Below are 20,097 nucleotides of genomic sequence, written 5' to 3'. Positions count from 1 at the left end.
CCGTCGACCCGCGCGAGCACCCCGCCCGTGCGCGCGAAGCGAGCGCCCATGATGGCTGATTGCTGCGCTCGCCCCCTGGGTCATGACGGCAAGGCTGCACCACAAATCCGATCAATTGGGACAAGATCGGCGTGTGCGTATCTCGTCGGACGGTCCGCGCGGCCGCACCCCCAGGGCTCTTCCCGCCGCCGCACCCGCCGCGACCGCGGTCCTGCTGCCGGGCCTGGTGATGCTGGGCCTCGGACTCTGGGGGCTCGACCGCGGCACGATCTGGCGGGACGAGGCCGCGACGATGCTCGTCGCCACCCGCTCCCTGCCCCAGATCCACCATCTCCTCGGCAACATCGACGCCGTCCACGGCCTCTACTACGTACTGATCCACTTCGTGCTCGGCGGGCAGACCGACGCCTACCTGATGCGACTGCCGTCGGTCTTCGGCGCGACCGCGGCGGCCTGCCTCGTCGCCGCGCTCGGCATCCGCCTGGCCCGGCCCCGCGTGGGCCTGTGGGCCGGACTCCTGTACGCCGCCTCGCCGTTCACCGGCTACTACGCGCAGGAGGGCCGCTCGTACGCGATCGTCGCGGCGGGCGCCGCCGCCGCGACGCTCCTGCTCGTCCACTGCGTACGGCATCCGTCGTGGCCCGCCTGGGCCGGGTACGCCGCGCTCGTGACGGTGACCGCGTGGCTCCACGAGTTCGCCGTGCTCGTCCTCGCCGCGCACGCCGTCACCCTCCTCGTCTCGCGCGCCGCCCCCGTGCTGTGGCGGGGCTGGGCGGCCGCCGCCGCTGCCGCCGTCCTGCTTGTCCTGCCCCTCGCCGACGAGGCGCGGGGGCAGAGCTTCCAGGTGGCGTGGATCCGCAGGCCGGGCTGGGGGGACGCGGAGGCGTTGCTGCGGCTCGCCGCCGGGCACCCCGGTGCTGTCTTCAACACCACGCTTCTGCTCGCCGCTGCCGCGGTGCTCGCCCCCTCGGTCCGCCGCGGGGCGTGCGGACTCGTGGCGGTCGCGCTGCCGCTGGCCGTGGTGCCGCCCGCGCTGCTGTTGACCGTCTCGCAGTGGCAGCCGCTGTACGCGCCGCGCTACACGTTCTTCGCGTTCGCCGGGCTGCCCCTGCTGGTGGCGGCCGGCGGGGACGCGGTCCTGCGGTGCCTGCCGCACCGGGTGCGCCCTTCCCGGTACGTCCAGGTGACCGCCGGGGCCGCACTGGTCGCGGTGGCGTTCTGGATGCAGTTCCCGGCGCAGCTGCGCGAGCGGTCGCCCGAGAGCCGCGGGGACGACTTCGGGTCGGTGGCGCGGATGGCGGAGCGGGACCTGCGGCCCGGCGACGCGCTGCTCTACCTGCCGAAGACCGGCCGGCGCCTGACGGAGACGTATCCGCACGCCGTGGCCGGCGTGCGCGACGTGGCCCTGAAGTCGACGGGCGCCCGCTCCGGAACCCTGTACGGCGTGGACGCGAGCCCGGCCGAACTACGCGCCCGGATGGCGTGCCTGACCCGCGTCTGGGTCCTCTTCGACGCGGAGGCGGGCCGTCCCGGCTGGCACACCCGCAACGCGGTCGAACGCACCAAACTCGCGCTCCTGGAACGGGACTTCACCCCCCTCGCCGAGTCGAGACGCCGCAGCGGGCTGCTGCGCCTGTACGAGCGTGTGGGCGGCCCGGTGCCCACGTGCGCGGCCTCCGCGGGGCCGCCTGCCGGGGCGAGTGCCGCGCCCGCCGAGCCCACCGAGCCCACGCTGGAGTCACCGTGAACGCCCTGCTCCCTGACCTCCTCGACAACCGCCGCCCCCACCGGTCGCGGACCGTGCACGCCGCACGCACCTCGCCCCCGTCCCGCATGCGCCGGTGGGCCGACCCCGCCGCCGTCCTCGCCGCGACGGCGCTGATCGCGGTCAGGGCCGCGGGACTCGGGCGCTGGATCGTCGACGACGCCGCCGTCACCTTCGCGTACGCGCGCAGCGTCGACGAGGGCCTCGGCCCGGTCCAACTCCCGGGCGCTGCACCCGTGGAGGGCTACTCCAACCCGTCCTGGCTCGCCCTGATGGCCCTCGGCCGCAGACTCGGACTCTTCGACCACGGCGCGTTCCTGGGCGTCAGCGACCTCGTGCTCTACCCGAAAGCACTCGCCCTGCTGTGCACGGCCGGCACGCTCGCGTGCATCGCGTGGACGGCCCGCGCCGTGCTCCCCGGCCGCGCGTGGGCGGTGACACTCGTGGCGGGCGGGGCCCTCGCCACGAACCTGTCCTACGTGGCCTGGTCCTTCTCGGGCCTGGAGAATCCGCTGTACGGGCTGAGCGCCGCCGCGACGGCCGCGCTCCTCGTCCGGGGCGTCACCCGCGGCGACCTCACCGCCCCCCGTACCGCAGTCGCCGCCGCCACGATCGCCCTGCTCGCCGCGCTGACCCGCCCCGACGGCGCCGTACTCGCAGGCGCCTACCCCCTTGTCCTGGCCCTCTTCGTGCGCCGGCGCGAGCTGCCACGTTCGGTCCGCGCGCTGGCCCTGCACGCGGGTGTCGTCGCCGTGCCCTACGGGGCGTTCCTTCTGTGGCGGCACGCCGTCTTCGGTCTGTGGGTGCCGAACACCGCGGTCGCCAAGGCGCAGCAGACCCCGCGACTCGCCCAACTCGCCCAGGCGGGAGACCTGTTGACGTACGCCGGCTGGGCCTTCGCGCTGATCGGCGCGCTGTGCGCCGGCGCTGTCCTCGCGCGGCCCGGCAAGGGGCGGCGGGCCCTGGTGGCGCTGCTCGTGCCGCTGCTCCTGTCGCTGCTCGCGTACGGGGTGCTCGGCCGGGACTGGATGGCCCTGTACCGGTTCGCGACGCCGGTGTGGGTGCTCGCGGCGGCCGTCGCCGCACTGTCGGCCGTAGTGCTGTGGGAGGGGGAGGGGGCACGCGGCCGGGTCGTCCTGGCCGCGGCGCTGACCGGCGCGCTGGTGCTCGCGCACGCCGGACAGGCCGAGCGCGAGGCCTCGTTCAAGGCTCACCCGACGCTCTCCATGTGCTTCGTCGCGGAACGCTACGGCCAGGTGTTCAACACGTACGCCGAGCGCCTCGGCCTGCGCCACGCCACCGTCGCCCTGCCCGACCTCGGCGGCACGCTGCTGACCACGCGGCTGCGCGTACTGGACCTGGCCGGCCTGACGGACCGCCGCATCGCGAACGCGTACGCCTCCGGCGACATGAGCGCCCTGCGTGACCATGTCCTTCGCGCCGCGCGCCCCGAACTCCTGCACGTCCATGCGGCCTGGGTGGACAAGCCGGGCCTGACCCTCGCACGCCTGGCGGACGCCGGGTACGTCCCGCTGTACCGGCAGCAGAACGGCGGTGACTTCGTCCGGGTCGACGCGGTCCCCGACCCGGCCCGGATCACCGCCGTACGCGCCTGGGCCAAACCCCGCCTCGACCACTTGATCGCGAGCCAGGACCACACCGGCGGTTGCGGCGCCACCCTCACCCCGGGCCAGGGAGCCGCCCTGTGACGGCCACGCTTTTCCCCTCGCCCGCCCGTTCCCGCAGCGCGGACGCGCGGGCGCCGCGGCTCGATTCGCTGACCGGGATGCGCTTCATCGCAGCCCTCGCCGTCTTCGTTCACCACACCACCGGACTCGCCCCGGGCAGCGGCCTGGCGCAGGCGCCCGTGCTCTTCCCGTACTCGACCATGGGTGTCAACGGCGTCGGGTTCTTCTTCGTGCTGTCCGGGTTTCTGCTGTCCTGGGGGCACCGCCCCGGCCAGCGTCGCGGTCTCTTCTACTGGCGTCGCGCCGGCCGCATCTGGCCCGCGCATCTCGCCGCCACGATCCCGTGCATCTGGGTGTTCTACCTCTGGGGCGGCGTGCCCACGGACGCGTTCAGCTTCGTCACGTCGCTGCTCCTCGTGCAGACCTGGTTCCCCGGCGTCGTGCCGATGTTCCCGGGCAACGGCGTGGCCTGGACGCTCAGTGTCGAGGTGTTCTTCTACCTCCTGTTCCCGTGGGTGATCGGCCCCGCGCTGCGCCTGCGCACCCGCACGCTCGCGCTCCTCGCGGCGTCCGGTCTCGCGGCCATGTGGGCCGTCAACTGGTGGGCCGCCGCGCACCTTTCGCCCTTCGCCCGCGAATGGGTCATGCGCCACCCGGTGACGCGCCTTCCCGAGTTCGCGGTCGGCCTCGTGTGCGCGATCGCCCTGCGTCGCGGCCACCGCATCGCCCTGCGCCCGGCCCTACTGCTCGCCGCCTTCGCCGCGTACACGGCCGTGTACTGCCACCGGACGGTCTGGTTCTCGCCGGACACGGTGGGGCAACTGCAATGGACTGTGCGGCCGTTCGTCGCCGTGTTCTCGGCGCTCTTCATCGTCGCGTACGCCCAGCGTGAGCTGTCCGGGCGCCGCGGAGCGCTCTGTTCGCGCCCCATGGTGCTGCTCGGCGCGTGGTCGTACGCGTTCTATCTGCTGCACCAGACGCTCAACCGGTACGTGCAGGACACCTGGGGCCGGATGCGGCCCGACAACTCCGCCCTGTTCACGCTGTGCGGACTCGCCGTCGCGGTGATCACTCTGTCCTGGGCGCTGTTCACGTACATCGAGGAACCGGCCAGAAAGTGGTGGTCCCGGCACACGCCGCGCCGTCTCGCACGGTGACCTCACGCGGACATGCGCGTTGAAAAGCCGTCAAGTCACCCCAACCCCTTGATGGAGACCGCCATGCACCAGTCCGCGTACGAACAGATGGAGCTCTGTGTCCGGAGCTACCTGCCGCGCGGGCGGCGGCTGCGGGTGGTCGACCTCGGCGCGCGGGTCTCGGACGGGCAGGTGCGCACCCACAAGTCGCTCTTGGAGGGGTACGACACCGAGTACGTCGGCGTCGACGTGCTGGAGGGGCGCAATGTGGACGCGGTGATGGCGAAGCCGTACCGCATCCCGGTTCGCTCCAACAGCGCCGACTTCCTCATGTCCGGCCAGGCCTTCGAGCACATCCCGTTCTTCTGGGCCTCGATGCTGGAGATCGCCCGGGTCCTCAAGCCGGAGGGCACCGCGTTCCTCACGGCCCCCTCGCGCGGCCATGTGCACGACGCGCAGGACTGCTGGCGTTACTACCCGGACGGGATGCGCGCCCTCGCCGCGTACACGCGTCTCGAACTGAGCGAGGTGTACACCGACTTCCCGCCGATGAAGGGCATCCGGCACGCCTACGGCAGCATCGACGCCCAGCACGCCTACTGGGGCGACACCGTCGGCGTCTTCCGCAAGCCGGCCACGTACCCGCGCCTGACCATGGCGTTCGTGCGCTCGACGACGCGCTGGTGGGCCAATCGCGTCGGCGGTGTCGACGGGGTGCCGCTGCCGATGCCGCTCGCGGGACGGGAGCGGTGCGGCCGGCCGCTGGCCGTTCCCAGGCCCGCCGTCGCATCAAATAGTGAGAAACACCTGCGGGTTGACGAAAAGTGACATGCGGAACAACGCGGACGTAAGGTGCCGCGCATGGCATGGCGAAGCGCAGTGAATGGCGTCATCAAGCAGCTCACCGGGTACCAGCTGACTCGCGTACCGGTGCCCGCTCCCCGGCGGGCCGCCCGCGCGTCCGAGCCTGCGCCGCCGCCCCCGGCGCCCAAGCCGGCGCCGAAACCCAAGCCGACGCCGAAACCCAAAGGCCCGGTCCTCCCCGAGGACTACGACGACGAGGCGAAGGCCGTCATCCGTGCGGTCAAGCCGTACACGATGACCTCACCGGAGCGGCTCAACGCCTTCATCCTCGCCACACGTCACATCGTCAGGCACAGCATCCCCGGGGACATCGTCGAGTGCGGCGTGTGGCGCGGCGGTTCGATGCAGGCCTGCGCCAAGACCCTCCTCTCGCAGGGCGACACGGAGCGCGGCCTCTACCTCTTCGACACGTACGAGGGCATGACGCCGCCCACCGAGGAGGACCTCAGGCGCGACGGGAAGTCAGCCGGGGAACTGCTTGCCGCCCAGGGCAAGGACCGCCCGATCTGGGCCGTCGCCACCCTCGACGACGTCAAGTCCGGTTTCCAGGGCGTTCCCTACCCCGCCGACCGGCTCCACTTCGTACAGGGCAGGGTCGAGGACACCGTCCCCCAGCAGGCCCCGGAGCAGATCTCGATCCTGCGCCTCGACACCGACTGGTACGCCTCCACCAAGCACGAACTCGACCATCTCTACGACCGGTTGGTGCCCGGCGGCGTCCTCCTCATCGACGACTACGGCTACTGGCAGGGCTCGCGGCAGGCCGTCGACGAGTTCCTGGAGAAGACCGGCGAGCGGCTGCTGCTCCTGCGCATGGACGAGGGGCGCATCGCCGTCAAGCCCTGACCCGGCCCGCACCCCCGTGCCCCGCACCCCCGACCCGACCGATCCCGCGCAGCGCGGCCGCCCGCCGGCCCGCTGCGCGGGATCGCTTGCGTGATCACCCGAACGGCTCAGGCGTGGTGACCGGGATCCACACGGCCGGTTGTTAACCAGTAGGTCCTCGCGGGTCGCGCAGCCGTGCCCGTCAGTTCTCCGGAAGGAATGTGCGCAGCGCATGACACCACGACTGACCGTCGTCGTCCCCATCTACAACGTCGAGGCGTACCTCGATGCCTGCCTGGAGTCGCTGGCCGCGCAGACCATGCCCGACCTCGAAGTCGTGATGGTCGACGACGGCTCCACCGACGGGAGTCCGCTGATCGCCCGGGCCGTGGCCGGGCGCGACCGGCGCTTCTGTTATGTCGGGCAGCAGAACGCGGGCCTCGGCGCGGCGCGCAACGCGGGTGCGGCCCTGGCCACGGGCGCGCATCTCGCCTTCGTGGACAGCGACGACGTGGTGCCGCACGACGCGTACGAGCGCATGCTCGACGCCCTGGAGGAGTCGGGCTCCGACTTCGCCACCGGCAACGTGCACCGGCTGCGCGTCGACGGGACGACCGAGCAGTCGGCCATGTTCCGCAAGGTGATGGGCTCCGACCGCTTGGCCACCCACGTCACCCGGCACTGGGGCCTGCTCGGGGACCGCATCGCCTGCAACAAGGTGTTCCGCAAGGACTTCTGGGACCGCCACGCGTTCGCGTTCCCCGTGGGCGTGCTCTTCGAGGACACCCCGGTCATGGTCCCCGCGCACTTCCTCGCCCGCAGCGTCGACGTCCTGTCCGGGCCCGTCTATCTGTGGCGCGACCGGGACGGCTCCATCACCAACCGGCGGGCGAGGCCGCGCGCCGTCGTCGACCGCACCGCCGCCGTCCGCTCGGCCAGCGGCTTCCTCGGGGACAAGGCGCGCGAGACGGCCGGCACCCCGGAGGCCGCGCGCTGGCTGGAGGGCAAGCGGCGTTACGACGCGACGGTGCTCGCCGGGGACCTGTGGCTGTTCATGGAGGCGTTGCCGCTCGGCGACGCCGCGTACCACGAGGTCTTCCTCGACTACGCCAACTCCTTCGCGGACACCGTCGACCCGGCCGTCCTCGCCGGTCTTCCGCTGGCCCTGCGCGTCAAGTGGCAGCTCATCCGGGAGCGCCGCCTGACCGAGCTGCTCGCGTTCATGACGTACGAGAAGAGCAACGGCACGACGTTCGTGGCGCGCGGGCCGCGCCGGCGCCGGGCGCAGTTCCCGCCCGTCACCGGGCCCCTGCCGCGCGGCGTGACCGCGCTCCGCAAGGCCGATCTTCCGCTGAAGTCGCACATCACCGAGGCGTCCTGGGACGAGGACGGACGGCTGCGGCTCAAGGGCTTCGCCTATGTACGGAACCTGCCGGCGGGCCGGGTCGAGGCGCGCGCCAAGTTCGCGTGGCTGCGGGCCGGCAAGCGGCGCGCGGTGCCCCTGAGGGTCCGTACCGTCCGCTGCCGCGAGGCGACGTACCGCTCCAAGCAGCGGCTGCACAGCTACGACCGGTCCGGGTTCGAGACGGTCATCGACCCGGCGCGGCTCGTCACCAAGCGGCCGAGCACCATCTGGAACGTCGAGATGGCCGCGTTCGGAGGCGGACTGCTGCGCACCGGGCCCGTGCGGATGGGCGGGCTCGCCGAGCTGCCCGTGCGCTACCTGGACGACTTCGTGCGGATCACTCCCCGGCTCAGCAAGGGCCGGCTCCGGCTGCGGGCCGAGCGCGTGAAGGCCCGGCTCGTGCGCCACGAGGAGTCCGGCGGCACCCTCAGGCTGGAGGGGGAGCTCGCCCCGGGAGCGCCCGCCGACCTCAAGGCGCTGCGCGTCGAGAACTGGCACACCAAGGAGGCGTACGACCTCCCCGTGGAGCGCTCGGGCCGCGCCTTCACCGCCGAGCTGCGCCTCGATCTGATCGCGGATACCGGGACCGACGACTCCGGCGCGCCCCGCAAGACCGACCCGTGGGGCGTCGGCCTGGTGCGCGGGGGCGACGCGTGGTCGGCCCTCGCGGTCCGCCCGCACACCCCGGCGGGCCGGTACCCGCTCGGCGCCGGGCGCGAACTCCTCGTACTCGCCAACGCCGCGGGGAACGTCGAGCTGCGCAATCAGACCGTACGGCCACTCGTCGACACCCTGACCTGGGACGACGACGGGCGGCTCACCGTCGGGGGCAGCTTCCCCGAGGAGTCCGGGACGGCGTGGGAGCTGCTGCTCCAGCACAGCGGCCACGACGAGGAGGCCGTCCTTCCGGTCGAGATGTCCGGCGGGCGGTTCGACACGGCACTGTGTCCGGACGCGGTCGCGGGCCCCGCCGGAGTCCTGCCGCTCGCCGAGGGCCGCTGGTACCTGTTCCTGCGCGAGCCGGGCGAGACCGACTCCGGCCGGTACCGCCAGGTCCATGTCGCGCCTGCCCGGCACGAGAGCCTGCCCCTCGTACGGGCCCTGGGCGGCCGGGACTTCAGCGTCGGGCGCCGCTACTACGACCGTCTCGTCATCGAGTCGGGATCCGCCCTCGCCGTCACGGAGCGCGGCGGCGCCCAGCAGGGCGCGCTGCGCACCCGCTACGCGTCCCTGCGCGTCGAGCCCCGCACCGACACGGTCCTGTACTCCAGCTTCGACGGCCGCCAGTACTCGGACTCGCCGCGCGCCGTGCACGAGGAGCTCGTCGCCCGCGGCGAACCCCTTGAGCATCTCTGGGTCGTGCGCGACCAGCAGGTCACGGTGCCCGCGAGCTGCCGGCCCGTGGCCCTGTGGAGCACCGAGTGGTACGAGGCCCTGGCCCGCAGCCGCTACGTCGTCACCAACACGCAGCTGCCCGACTGGTTCGAGCGCGCCGAGGACCAGTACGTCGTACAGACCTGGCACGGCACCCCGCTCAAGCGCATCGGCCGCGACCTGGCGGACAGCCCGTCCGGCGACCAGCGTTACATCGCGACGCTGCCGGAGCGCGCCGCGCAGTGGAACCTGCTCGTCTCCCCGAACCGTTTCTCCACCCCCGTCCTGCGGGGCGCGTTCGGCTACCACGGCGAGGTCCTGGAGTCCGGCTATCCGCGCAACGACCTGCTGCACGCGGCGGACCGCCCCAAGGTCGCCGCCGCGGTCCGTGAACGCCTCGGCATTCCCGAGGGCAGGCGCGTCGTCCTCTACGCGCCCACCTGGCGCGAGAACCAGCCGCGCAGGGGCGGCCGTTACGGGCTCGACCTCCGCCTCGACCTGGCGGCGGCCGAGCGGGCCCTCGGCGAGGACCACGTCCTCCTCGTGCGCCGCCACTACCTCGTCGGCGGCACCGTCCCGGGCACCACGTCCGGCTTCGTGCGCGACGTGACCCGTCATCCGGACGTGGGTGAACTCCTCCTGATCAGCGATGTGCTGGTGACCGACTACTCGTCGCTGATGTTCGACTTCGCGCAGACCGGCCGGCCGATGCTCTTCCACACCTACGACCTCGACCACTACCGGGACACGCTCCGAGGCTTCTACTTCGACTTCGTCGCGCAGGCGCCGGGACCGCTGCTCACCACCGGCGAGGAGGTCGTCGAGGCGCTGCGCGACCCGGCCGCCGCGACCGCCGGGCACGCGGACGCGTACCGCCGCTTCCGCGAGGTGTTCTGCGACCTGGACGACGGGCGCGCCGCCGCCCATGTCGCCGACGCCATGCTGCCGGGAGGCCGCCGATGAGCACGCCCGAGGTGTACGACATCAGCTGCGTCGTCGTCTGCGGCACGGACACCGCCGCCCTGCGCGCCACCGTACGGTCCGTGCTCGACCAGACCCTGGCCGGCACCGAGGCCGTCCTCGTCACGGCCGGGGCGGACGAGACGGCCGCGTCGCTCGCGGCCGGCGACCCGCACCGGATCCGGCTCGTCCACGCCGGTGCCGAGAGCCACGCGTGCGTCCTGCGCGACCTGGGCCTCGCCGCCGCCCGCGGCCGGTACGTCATGGTCGCCGCCCCGGGCGAGCGGCTCGAACGGCATGCCTGCCGCAACCTCTTCGAGGCGGGCCGCCGCACGGACGCCGACCTCGTCGCGGGCCGCCGGGACAAGGCGCCCGCCTGGCACAGGGAGCTGCACGCCAGGTCCCGGGTCGTCGAGGACCTCGCGGACGCGCCCGAACTCGTCACGCGGGACAGCCTGAGCGCGGGGTTCTGCGTGCGGCGCGGCGCACTCGGCGCGCTGTCCGGCGCAGGACGGGCCCCCCTCGGCGTGCGGGCCGCGCTCGCCGCCCGGCGCATCGCGCTCGTCCCGAACCTGATCACCACCGGATGCGCCCCGGCCGACCCGGTACGGGACCTGCCCCGCGCCGCCGACGCCCAGCGCGGCACGCTGGAACTCCTGGACGGCGACGACGCCCTTCGCGCGGCCCGCGAGAGCGCCTTCCTCACCGACCACGTCATCCCCTGCGTCCGCGCGTTCGTGGCGCTCGGCCCCGAAGACCGCCGGGAGACGGCGGACTCTCTCGCCCCGAGCCTGCAAGGCCTCGTCGCCCCGGACGCGCTGCGCGCCCTGCCGCCCGTCGAGCGCATCGGCGTTCAGCTCCTCGTCGACGGGGACGCCGACGGCGTGCAGGCCGCCGCGTACGCCCTGGCCCGGCCCGGCACCGTCGTCTCCCCGCTCGTCATGACGGGCGGCGGACGCGTCCGCTGGAGTGCTGAACACGCCGACGACGACACGTTCGACGTCACCGAACTCGGCCACCAGTACCGGCAGTTCACCGACCTGCGTCTCCTGAACCGCGTCACACACTGCCTGCGTCAGGGCGCGGTGCTTGTCGTCGAGGGGCGGCTCGTCGCGCCGCTCGGCCTCCTGGACGACCGGCCCGCGCTCGCCGCCCGCCTCGACGTCTCGGTCCGCGACGGCCGCGCGCACACGCTCTCCGTGCCGGTGGCATACGTACGCCAGGAGGACGGGGGCGTCGTGTGGCGGGCCGAGCTGCCCCTCACCGGCGCGCTGCGACCGCGCGGCATCGGCGACCGCGTATGGGACCTGCGGCTCGTCCTCACCGTGGACGGCGTTCCCGTCACCACCGACCTGGCCGCCGACAAGGCGGCCGTTCCCGCCCGGGCCACCGCTCTCCCGGCCCGCCCCCGCCTGACGCGCCTCACCGCCGACACCTGGCAGCCCTACGTCACGGCCAAGCACCACCTGGCCGTCTGCCTGCTGCCCCGCCGCCGCGCGGCCCGCACCGCCCAGGCCGCCCTGCACTACGTCACCCACTTCAGGCCCGCCCGCAAGCTGAAGCCCGTACTGCGTGCCCTGAACAAGAAGCGCGAGGCGCTGCACTCCCAGCGGGTCAAGCTGCGTGTGTACCGGCGGATCCTGACCAGGCTGCCCGTCAGCAAGGGCCTCGTCGTCTTCGAGAACCACATGGGCAAGAGCTACGGGGACAGCCCGCGCGCCGTGCACGAGGAACTCCTGGCGCGCGGCGCCCGGGTGCGCTGCGTCTGGTCGTACGCCACGTCCCCCGCCGGGTTCCCGGACGGCGCGCGGCTCGTGCGCCGCTGGTCCTGGCGGTATCTGTGGGCCCTGGCCCGCGCCGAGTGGTGGGTCGACAACCAGGGGTTCCCGCACGCCCTCGACAAGCCGCGCCACACCACGTATCTGCAGACCTGGCACGGATCCGCCTACAAGCGCATGGGGTTCGACGAGGCGCAGCTCAGGACGCGGAACGCGCCCGAGCGCGAGAAGCTGCGGCGCGCGGTCGATCGGTTCGACCACTTCATGGTCCGCTCGGAACACGACGTGCGCACGCTCGCCCGCGCGTACCGCATCCCTGAGGAGCGGCTGCTGCGCGCCGGATACCCGCGCAACGACCGCCTCGTGGAGGCCCGCGCGCGCGACGAGCGCGAGGGCCGCTTCCCGCGCCCGGCGCCCGCCACGGACCTCGGCATCCCGGACCACCGCACGGTGGTGCTGTACGCCCCCACGTTCCGCGGCGTACCGAAGAAGGGGCGGACCGTCCAGCTACCGCTCGATGTACGGGAATTCGCCAAGCGCTTCGGCGACACGCACGTCCTGCTCGTGCGCGCCCACTACATGGAGGCGGCGAGCCTGCCCGTCACCCCGCCCGGCACCGTCATCGACGTCTCCGGCCACCACGACGTGAGTGAACTCCTCGTCCTCGCCGACGTATTGATCACCGACTACTCGTCGATCATGTTCGACTACGCCCTCCTCGACCGGCCCCTCGTCCACTTCGCGCCGGACCTCGATGCCTACGCGGCCGACCGAGGCACCTACTTTGACCTGCGCACGCGTGCCGCCGGGCCCGTCGTCGAGACGCAGGAGGAGCTGCTGCGGACCATCGACGGGATCAAAAAGGCCGACGGGGAATGGCAGGCCGCGCGCCGCGCGTTCGCCGCCGGCTTCGGTTCCTACGACGACGGCGGCGCCGCCCGCGCGGCCGCCGACCTCATCCACGGGAAGAAGGGCTGAGCATGTCCGCATCGACCACCCCGGCCGTCCCGCGCACGGGCCGCGACCTCTTCCTCGTCGCCAACACCGTCGACGAACTGGGCGGAGTCACCGCCTGGACCCACCAGATGGCCCGCCTCTTCCAGCGCGCGGGCCACCGGGTCCACGTCATCGGCGTCCACGAGGCGGAACTCAAATTGCCCCTCCCCGCCGACCTCGGCTACGACGTGACAAGCCTCTACCGCACCCACCCGCCGACCCCGCGCCCCGTGCGCGGCCTCGCCCGCCTCAGCCCCGCCGCGCACCGCCGCGAAGCCGCACGCCGCGCGGACCGGGGGCGCGCCGTCGCCCGCCTCTCGGGGCTCTTCCGCGCCGCCCGCCCCGGCGCCGTAGCTGTCGTGACCCAGGTGTGGCCCATGGAGTGGCTGCGCGAGGCGGACACAGCGGGCCTGCGGATCATCGGCATGAGCCACGAGTCGTACGCCTATACGCGGGCCTGCCACCGCTACCGGTCCGTCAAGCGGAACTACCCGTCCGCCGACCGCTGGCTCGCCCTCACGCAGGAGGACGCCGACGACTGGATCGCCGACGGCATGCACAACGTCGGCGCCATGCCGAACGCCCTCGCCCACCTGCCCGAGATCCCCTCGCCGCGCACCGCGAAGGTCGTGTGCAGCATCGGCCGCCTCGCCGACCAGAAGGGCATCGACATGCTCGTCGACACCTGGGCCGAGGTCGCCCCGCGCCGGCCCGGCTGGACCCTGCGGATCTACGGTGCCGGGGCCGACGAGCCGGACCTGCGGCGCCAGTGCACCGAGCTGGGCCTCGACGGCTCGGTGGAGTGGATGGGCCGCACGGACGACGTGGCGGGGGCGCTCGCCGGGAGCGCCGTGTTCGTCCAGTCGTCGCGCGGCGAGGGTTTCCCCCTCGCGCTCATGGAGGCCATGGCGAGCGCCGTGCCGTGCGCCGCGTTCGACTGCGCGCCCGGGGTGCGGGAGATCGTGCGCGACGGCGAGGACGGCCTCCTTGCACCCCCCGGTGACATCGCGGCCCTCGCCGATCGCCTCCTGCGCCTCACCGGCAACCCGCGGCTGCGGGACGCGATGGGGGAGCGGGCCAGGGTCAATGTGCAGCGGTTCTCCGAGGAGCGCGTCCTGGAACGCTGGGAGGAGCTGTTCGCCCTGCTGGAGCGGTGAGGCCCGGCCCCGCGCTTTCCTTGCTCAGGCGCGCGGGCCGACCCGCTCACCCGCGGGCTCCGGGCGCGGCCCGGCGAGCGGCACCCCGCGCACGGACCGCGCCTGCTCGCCCTCGCCGAGCACGACGTGCCGCACGACCCGCTCGGCCGCCCGCCCGTCGTCGTACGGGCAGAAGCGCTCGCGGAACGCGGCCCGCAGCTGCGCCGAGCGCGAGCCGCGCCAGTGCCCCGTCGCGAAGATGTCGATCAGCTCGTCCTCGCTGCGGGCGACGGCGCCGGGCGGGGACGCGCGCAGGTCGAAGTACGTGCCGCGCGACGCCTCGTACGCCTCCCAGTCGTCGGCGTGGATCACGATGGGCCGGTCGAGGTTGGCGTAGTCGAACATCAGGGACGAGTAGTCGGTGACGAGCGCGTCCGCTGCAAGGCACAGCGACTCGACGCTCGGGTGGTCGGAGACGTCGACGACACGGCCGGTGCCCTGCGCGAAAGGTGCCTGGTGCAGCGGGTGGGCGCGGGTCAGGACGACGAAGTCCGGGCCGAGCCGGCGCAGCACCCGCTCCAGGTCGAGAGCGCAGCGCTGGGTGCGGCGGTAGTCGCGGTGGGTGGGCGCGTAGAGGATCGCCGTCGCGCCCTGTGGGATGCCGAGGCTCTCGCGGATACGGGCCATGTCCCGCGAACTCGCCCGGTGGAAGGCGTCGTTGCGCGGATACCCGTACTCCAGCGTCGTGTACGCGGACGGGTAGACGCGCTCCCACACGAGGGTGGAGTGCCGGTTGGCGGACAGGACGTAGTCCCAGGTGTCGACGGAGCGCAGGAGCTGGTCGAAGTCCTGCCCGCGGGCCGCCGCCGGGTGGTCCTGGAGGTCGAGGCCCATCTTCTTCAGGGGCGTGCCGTGCTGCGTCTGGATCACGACCTGGCCGGGGCGCTTGACCAGCCTGCGGTCGAAGTCGACGTTGTTGACCAGGTACTTGGAGCGGGCCAGCGCCGTCCAGTAGGCGGCGGTCCCGGGACTCAGGGCGCGGGTACCGGACGGCAGGGTGTGGTGGTGCTCGGGCCCGGCAATCCACGCGGTGGCGACGTGCGGCGCGTGCGCGCGGAACGCGGCTTCCAGGGCACCCGGGTTGCAGCCGTAGCCGCGCCCCCAGTAGCTGGAGAACACGGCCCGGTCCGCGCGCACCGGGAGGCGCAGCTGCACGCGGTAGTGCGCCTGGAGGACGGCCGCCCGGGCCGTACGCCGCAGCCGGCCCGTGAACCCCCGGACCCGCCGCACGAGACGCATCGCCGCGGCCAGCGACCGGTACGTGCGGTGCGAACCGAGCCGCACCAGGCCGTGCCGGAGGCGGTCGCGGGCGGCGACGGGCGCGCCCGGAACGCGGTAACGGCGGTAGTGCGCGCGGGCCCTGCGCAGGAAGTCGGGACGGGCGCCGCGCGCCAGCCGGTCCGGGTGCGTGAACACCGTGGCGAAGTGCTCGACCATCCGTCGGAACAGCAACGGGCGCCACAGGGACGCGAGTTCGGGGTGCGCGTCGAGGAACGCGAAGACACGGTCGTACTGGTCGAAGACGTCGAAGTGCCCGCGGGACGTGGTGCCCAGGATGTTGCCCCGGCGGCGCTGGCGGTAGTGGACGCAGACCCGGTCGAGGGTGGCGATCGTCCGCGCCGACATCAGGACCGGATAGGTCCAGGGAGTGTCCTCGTAGTAGCCGGGCGGGAAGGCGAAGCCCTGTTCCTCGATGAAGGCGCGCCGGTACGCCTTGTTCCAGACCACCATGAGGAGCTGGAGGATCTCGGGCCGGTCGGCGAGCGCGAACGGCGCCGGTCCGTCCTGCGTGAGACGGTCCGCGTACTGGTTGCGCACGGCCTCGCCCGTCCAGTACGTGCGGGCGTAGTCGTAGACCAGGACGTCGGGGCCGCCGGTCTCCTCGATGCGGTCCGTGATCGCCTGGAGCGCGCCCGGCGTAAGGGTGTCGTCGCTGTCGAGGAAGAGGACGTAGTCCCCGGTGGCGTGTTCGAGACCCGCGTTGCGGGCACGGCCCAGCCCCACGTTCTCCGGCAGACGCACCGTCCGCACCCGCTTGTCCCGCGCCGCGAACTCTTCGGCGATCGCGCCGCTCGCGTCCGGCGAGCAGTCGTCGACCGCGATCACCTCAAGATCGGAACACGACTGTTCCAGGACGGATTCGAGGCACGCGTGCAGGTAGGCCTGCACCTTGTACACGGGGACGATGACACTGAACCGGGGCAAGGCGCATCCATGGGTCGGCACGGGCATACTGCCCGGCAACGGCCGATGGAGTGATCCGGTTACGCCAGATGTGGCATACGAGGGACCCCTCGGTAGCCGAAGAGGGGCGAACCGTGACCGGCCCGCCCCCCAATTCGCCCGCGGATGCGGGCTATTTCACCGCTCCTGCCATCACACCGGACACGAACTGCCGCTGGAAGGCGAAGAACACGGCCAGCGGGATCACCATCGAGATGAAGGCGCCGGGCGCCAGGATCTCGATGTTCCCGCTGAACTGCCGTACCTGCTGCTGGAGCGCGACCGTCAGCGGCTGCGAGCCGGAGTCGGAGAAGATCAGCGCGACCAGCATGTCGTTCCACACCCACAGGAACTGGAAGATGCCGAGCGACGCGATGGCCGGGCCGCCGAGCGGCAGGACCACCGTCGCGAAGAGCCGCGCCTCTCCCGCGCCGTCGAGCCGTGCCGCCTCCAGGAGTTCACGGGGGATCTCCGCGAAGAAGTTGCGCAGCAGGAAGATCGCGAACGGCAGCCCGAAGCCGACGTGGAACAGGATGACGCCGATGATGCTGCCGAAGATGCCGATCTTCCCGAAGAGTTCGGACAGCGGGATCAGCGCCACCTGCACCGGCACCACCAGCAGCCCGACGACCGCCATGAACCAGCCGTCGCGGCCCTTGAAGTCCATGCAGGCGAAGGCGTATCCGGCCATCGACCCGATGATCACGACGAGGAGCGTCGCCGGGACCGTGATCCAGATCGTGTTGAACAGGGCGTGGGTGATCTCGTCCTTCTCCAGGAGCGTCTGATAGCTCTTGGTCGTCAGCTGGGCCGGGGCGGTGAAGACCTTCCACCAGCCCGACGCGGCGATGTCCGTCGGATCGCGGAACGAGGAGACCAGCAGCCCGAAGGTCGGCACCAGCCAGAACAGGCCGACCACGAGCAGGAAGGCACGCAGCGCCCCGCCCGCCGCGCCGCTCGCGATCCGGGCGGCGAGCGAACGCTTGGCGCGCACGGACGTGTCGAGTGCGGTCACCGCTGACGCTCCTTCCGCAGCCGGCGGATGTTGACCCACATCACCGGGAGGACGAGCAGCAGGAGCAGCACGCCGATCGCGCTGCCCGCGCCGAAGTTCCCCTGGCCGCCGAACGCGGACAGGAACAGCTGGAGGGCCAGGACGTTGGCGTCGTCCTGGGACGGCTGCGGGGCGATGATGTAGATCAGGTCGAAGATCTTCATCACGTTGATCATCAGCGTGACCAGCACGACGGTGAGGACCGGCGCGAGCAGCGGCACGGTGACCTTGCGGAACACCTGCCACTCGTTCGCCCCGTCGACGCGCGCCGCCTCCAGGAGGTTACGGTCGATGCCCGCGAGCCCGGCCGCGATCAGGACCATCGCGAAGCCCGCCCACATCCAGGCGTACGCGCCGATGATCGACGGCGTCACCAGGGCCGGGCCGAGCCACTCGACGCCATTGTAGGCGGTCGCGAAGTTCGAGCCCGGGAGCCGCAGTTGGGCTCCGTCGGCCGACTTGGGCAGGGTGAAGGTGCCGTCGTCGCCGCTGGTGGTGGACGCGACGACCTTGCCGCCCCTCAGCGCCTCCACCTTGACGCCCTTCAGGGCCTTCTCGCCCGCGTCGACGGCGCCCTTCGTGCCGCCTCCGCCGAGCTTGAAGTCCAGCCAGACCGTCCCGGTGACCTTGTCGCCCGCGGCGCTCGCCGGCTTGGCGTTCCGCGGGTTGCCGGGCACCTTGTCGGGTGCGATACCGACGAGCGGCAGGAACGCCGGGGTACCGGCCCGAGCGGTCTGCTTCGTCGTGAACGAACCGCCGCCGGACGCCTTGAGGTCGCTGCCGATGGCAGGGCGCGCCTTGGGGTACACGGAGGCGTCGGCGAACGCGTCGTGCACGGACGTCACGATCGCGTTGGCCGCGCCCTGGTTCGGGTCCTGCTCATAGACCAGGCGGAAGATGATGCCCGCCGCCAGCATCGAGATCGCCATCGGCATGAAGACGATCAGCTTGAACGCCGTGCCCCAGCGCACCCGTTCGGTCAGTACCGCGAAGATCAGGCCGAGGGCCGTGCACAGGGCCGGCGCCACGGCCACCCAGATCGCCGTGTTCCTGACCGCGGTCAGCGTCTGGTGGTCGCGGAAGATGTCGCTGTAGTTGTCGAGGCCGACGAATTCCGAGCCGCCGGAGTCGTAGAGGCTGCGCCAGACCGAGTACCCGATCGGGTAGACCACGAGCGCGCCGAGCAGGACGAGCGCGGGCAGCAGAAACAGCGCCGCCACCCACGGCCGGGTCCCGATCACGCTCTTGCGCGGTGCTGCGGACGGCGCCGGCGGCAGTGCGCCGGCGCCCCCCGCCTTCGTCACGAAGGACGGCATACCGCGCCGTCAGCCGTTCTTGTACGCCTTGGCGGCGTCGGCCTCGAGTTGGCGCTGGGTCCCGGCGACGTCCTTCGGGTTCTTCAGGAAGTCCTGGAGGCCCTTCCACTCGCCGACGCCCTGCGTGCCGCCGAACGCCGCGGGCGCCTGGTCGGACATGTCGAAGCGGAAGTCGTCGCCCGCCGCGAGCAGCGCCTTCGCGATGCCCCGGGTGACCGCGTCCTTGTACTTGGCGGTGTCCATCTCCTTGTTGGGGGAGATGTAGCCGCCCTGCGCCGCCCAGATCTCGGCCGCGTCGGTCGACGAGAGGAACGTGACGAGCGCCTGGGCGCCCGCGCCGCCCTTGAGCGCCACCGCCACGTCGCCGCCGCTGACCACGGGGGCCTTGTCGCCGACCGCCGGGAACGGGAAGACCTTGGCGTCCGTGCCGACCTTGGCCTTGGTGTCGGCGTTGATGTTGGCGGTCACGAAGTCGCCCTCGTAGACCATCGCCGCGGGGGTGTCACCGGAGAACGTCTGCGTGACGGACTTCGGGAACTCCGTGGCGAGCGCGCCCTTGCGGCCGCCCGCGATCAGATCGTCCTTGCCCCACAGTTTGGCGAGCGTGGTCAGCGCCTCCTTCACGGAGGGGTCCGTCCACTTGATCTTGTGGGTGGCGAGCTGGTCGTACTTCTCCGGACCCGCCTGGGAGAGATAGATGTTCTCGAACCAGTCGGTGAGCGTCCAGCCGTCCGCGCCGCCGATGGAGACGGCGGGGGAGCCGGCGTCGGACAGCGTCTGCGCGGTGGACAGGAAGTCGTCCCACGTCGCCGGGGTCTTGGAGATCCCGGCCGCCTCGAACGCGGCGGTGTTGTACCAGACCAGCGACTTGTTGGCGGCCTTCACATAGACGCCGTACTGCTTGCCCTTGTACGCCCCGAGGTTCTTCCACCCGGCCGAGAAGTTCTTGTCGACCTGGGCCTGCGCGTCACTGCCCAGCGGCTTGATCCAGCCCTTGTCGGCGAACTGGTGCAGCACGCCGACCTGCGGCAGGAACGCCACGTCCGGCGGCTTGCCGCCCTCGATCTTCGTACTGAGGAACGTGGCGGTGTTGTTGCCCGTCGGCACGAAGTTGACCTTGGCGCCGGTGCGCTTCTCGAACTCTTTGAGGACCTTGGTGAAGTTGTCCTGCTCCGGCCCGGTCCAGACGGCCGCGACCTCCAGGGTCTGCCCGTCGAGCCTGGGCAGCTTGACGGAGGCGCTGCTGCTCTCGCCGCCGCCGCTCTTGTCCTTGCCGCTCTTGTCCTTGCCGTCCCCGCCGCCGCAGGCGGTCAGCGTCAGCGCGAGGGCGCCCGCGGTCAGAGCTGCCGCTGCGGCTTTCGCGGCCCCGGACGTCCTCGACGCCCTTGGTGTCGTGCGTGTACGAATGCTGCGCATTGCTGCCCCGTTCTCGTCCCGAACGCTGAACGTACGCACCGAACGCTGAACGTACGTATGTGCGCTGTCCCGTGGCGTCTGGTTCTACGCCCGGCCAGGGA

12 protein-coding genes are annotated in these 20,097 nt (G+C 72.3%); 8 read left to right on the top strand and 4 right to left on the bottom strand.

Annotated elements, in window-relative coordinates; genetic code table 11:
- Positions 1 to 133 precede the first annotated feature (133 nt).
- From ACY0PA_RS18120 to ACY0PA_RS18085, 8 genes are all read left to right on the top strand, one after another.
- The gene (locus ACY0PA_RS18120; RefSeq protein ID WP_473085594.1) at positions 134 to 1,747 is read left to right on the top strand and encodes a glycosyltransferase family 39 protein; all 1,614 of its coding nucleotides are present in this window, start codon (positions 134 to 136) and stop codon (positions 1,745 to 1,747) included.
- On the top strand, positions 1,744 to 3,474 hold the full coding sequence (locus tag ACY0PA_RS18115) for a hypothetical protein (RefSeq protein ID WP_473085593.1): 1,731 nt from the start codon (positions 1,744 to 1,746) through the stop codon (positions 3,472 to 3,474). Before ACY0PA_RS18120 ends, ACY0PA_RS18115 begins: the two co-directional genes overlap by 4 nt.
- Positions 3,471 to 4,610: an acyltransferase family protein gene (locus ACY0PA_RS18110; protein WP_473085592.1), complete on the top strand. Its 1,140-nt coding sequence runs from the start codon at positions 3,471 to 3,473 to the stop codon at positions 4,608 to 4,610. The genes ACY0PA_RS18115 and ACY0PA_RS18110 overlap by 4 nt, the downstream gene beginning before the upstream one ends.
- A gap of 63 nt (positions 4,611 to 4,673) precedes the next feature.
- The gene (locus tag ACY0PA_RS18105) at positions 4,674 to 5,417 is read left to right on the top strand and encodes a methyltransferase domain-containing protein (protein WP_473085591.1); all 744 of its coding nucleotides are present in this window, start codon (positions 4,674 to 4,676) and stop codon (positions 5,415 to 5,417) included.
- Positions 5,418 to 5,450: 33 nt separating this feature from the next.
- Positions 5,451 to 6,299: a TylF/MycF/NovP-related O-methyltransferase gene (locus tag ACY0PA_RS18100; RefSeq protein ID WP_473085590.1), complete on the top strand. Its 849-nt coding sequence runs from the start codon at positions 5,451 to 5,453 to the stop codon at positions 6,297 to 6,299.
- A 211-nt stretch (positions 6,300 to 6,510) separates the two neighbouring features.
- Positions 6,511 to 10,020 carry a CDP-glycerol glycerophosphotransferase family protein gene (locus ACY0PA_RS18095; RefSeq protein WP_473085589.1) on the top strand — a complete coding sequence of 1,170 codons (3,510 nt, stop codon included), beginning with the start codon at positions 6,511 to 6,513 and terminating at the stop codon, positions 10,018 to 10,020.
- Positions 10,017 to 12,773, top strand: coding sequence for a bifunctional glycosyltransferase/CDP-glycerol:glycerophosphate glycerophosphotransferase (locus ACY0PA_RS18090; RefSeq protein WP_473085588.1), 2,757 nt, complete (start codon positions 10,017 to 10,019; stop codon positions 12,771 to 12,773). The genes ACY0PA_RS18095 and ACY0PA_RS18090 overlap by 4 nt, the downstream gene beginning before the upstream one ends.
- Before the next feature lie 2 nt (positions 12,774 to 12,775).
- Positions 12,776 to 13,948: a glycosyltransferase gene (locus ACY0PA_RS18085; protein WP_473085587.1), complete on the top strand. Its 1,173-nt coding sequence runs from the start codon at positions 12,776 to 12,778 to the stop codon at positions 13,946 to 13,948.
- Between the two features lie 24 nt (positions 13,949 to 13,972).
- Here ACY0PA_RS18085 and ACY0PA_RS18080 read toward each other — a convergent pair whose 3' ends face one another.
- The 4 genes from ACY0PA_RS18080 to ACY0PA_RS18065 form a co-directional block, all read right to left on the bottom strand.
- Positions 13,973 to 16,192, bottom strand: coding sequence for a bifunctional glycosyltransferase/CDP-glycerol:glycerophosphate glycerophosphotransferase (locus tag ACY0PA_RS18080; protein ID WP_473085586.1), 2,220 nt, complete (start codon positions 16,190 to 16,192; stop codon positions 13,973 to 13,975).
- Positions 16,193 to 16,343: 151 nt separating this feature from the next.
- On the bottom strand, positions 16,344 to 17,225 hold the full coding sequence (locus ACY0PA_RS18075; RefSeq protein ID WP_100598930.1) for a carbohydrate ABC transporter permease: 882 nt from the start codon (positions 17,223 to 17,225) through the stop codon (positions 16,344 to 16,346).
- The gene (locus ACY0PA_RS18070; RefSeq protein ID WP_473085585.1) at positions 17,222 to 18,580 is read right to left on the bottom strand and encodes a carbohydrate ABC transporter permease; all 1,359 of its coding nucleotides are present in this window, start codon (positions 18,578 to 18,580) and stop codon (positions 17,222 to 17,224) included. Before ACY0PA_RS18070 ends, ACY0PA_RS18075 begins: the two co-directional genes overlap by 4 nt.
- A 9-nt stretch (positions 18,581 to 18,589) precedes the next feature.
- Positions 18,590 to 19,996: an ABC transporter substrate-binding protein gene (locus tag ACY0PA_RS18065; protein WP_473085584.1), complete on the bottom strand. Its 1,407-nt coding sequence runs from the start codon at positions 19,994 to 19,996 to the stop codon at positions 18,590 to 18,592.
- Positions 19,997 to 20,097 lie beyond the last annotated feature (101 nt).

The sequence above is a fragment of the Streptomyces sp. DS1-CR2 genome (genome assembly GCF_055760475.1).
Note: the sequence above shows the minus strand (reverse complement) of the source record. Positions and strands in the feature narration are given on the sequence as shown.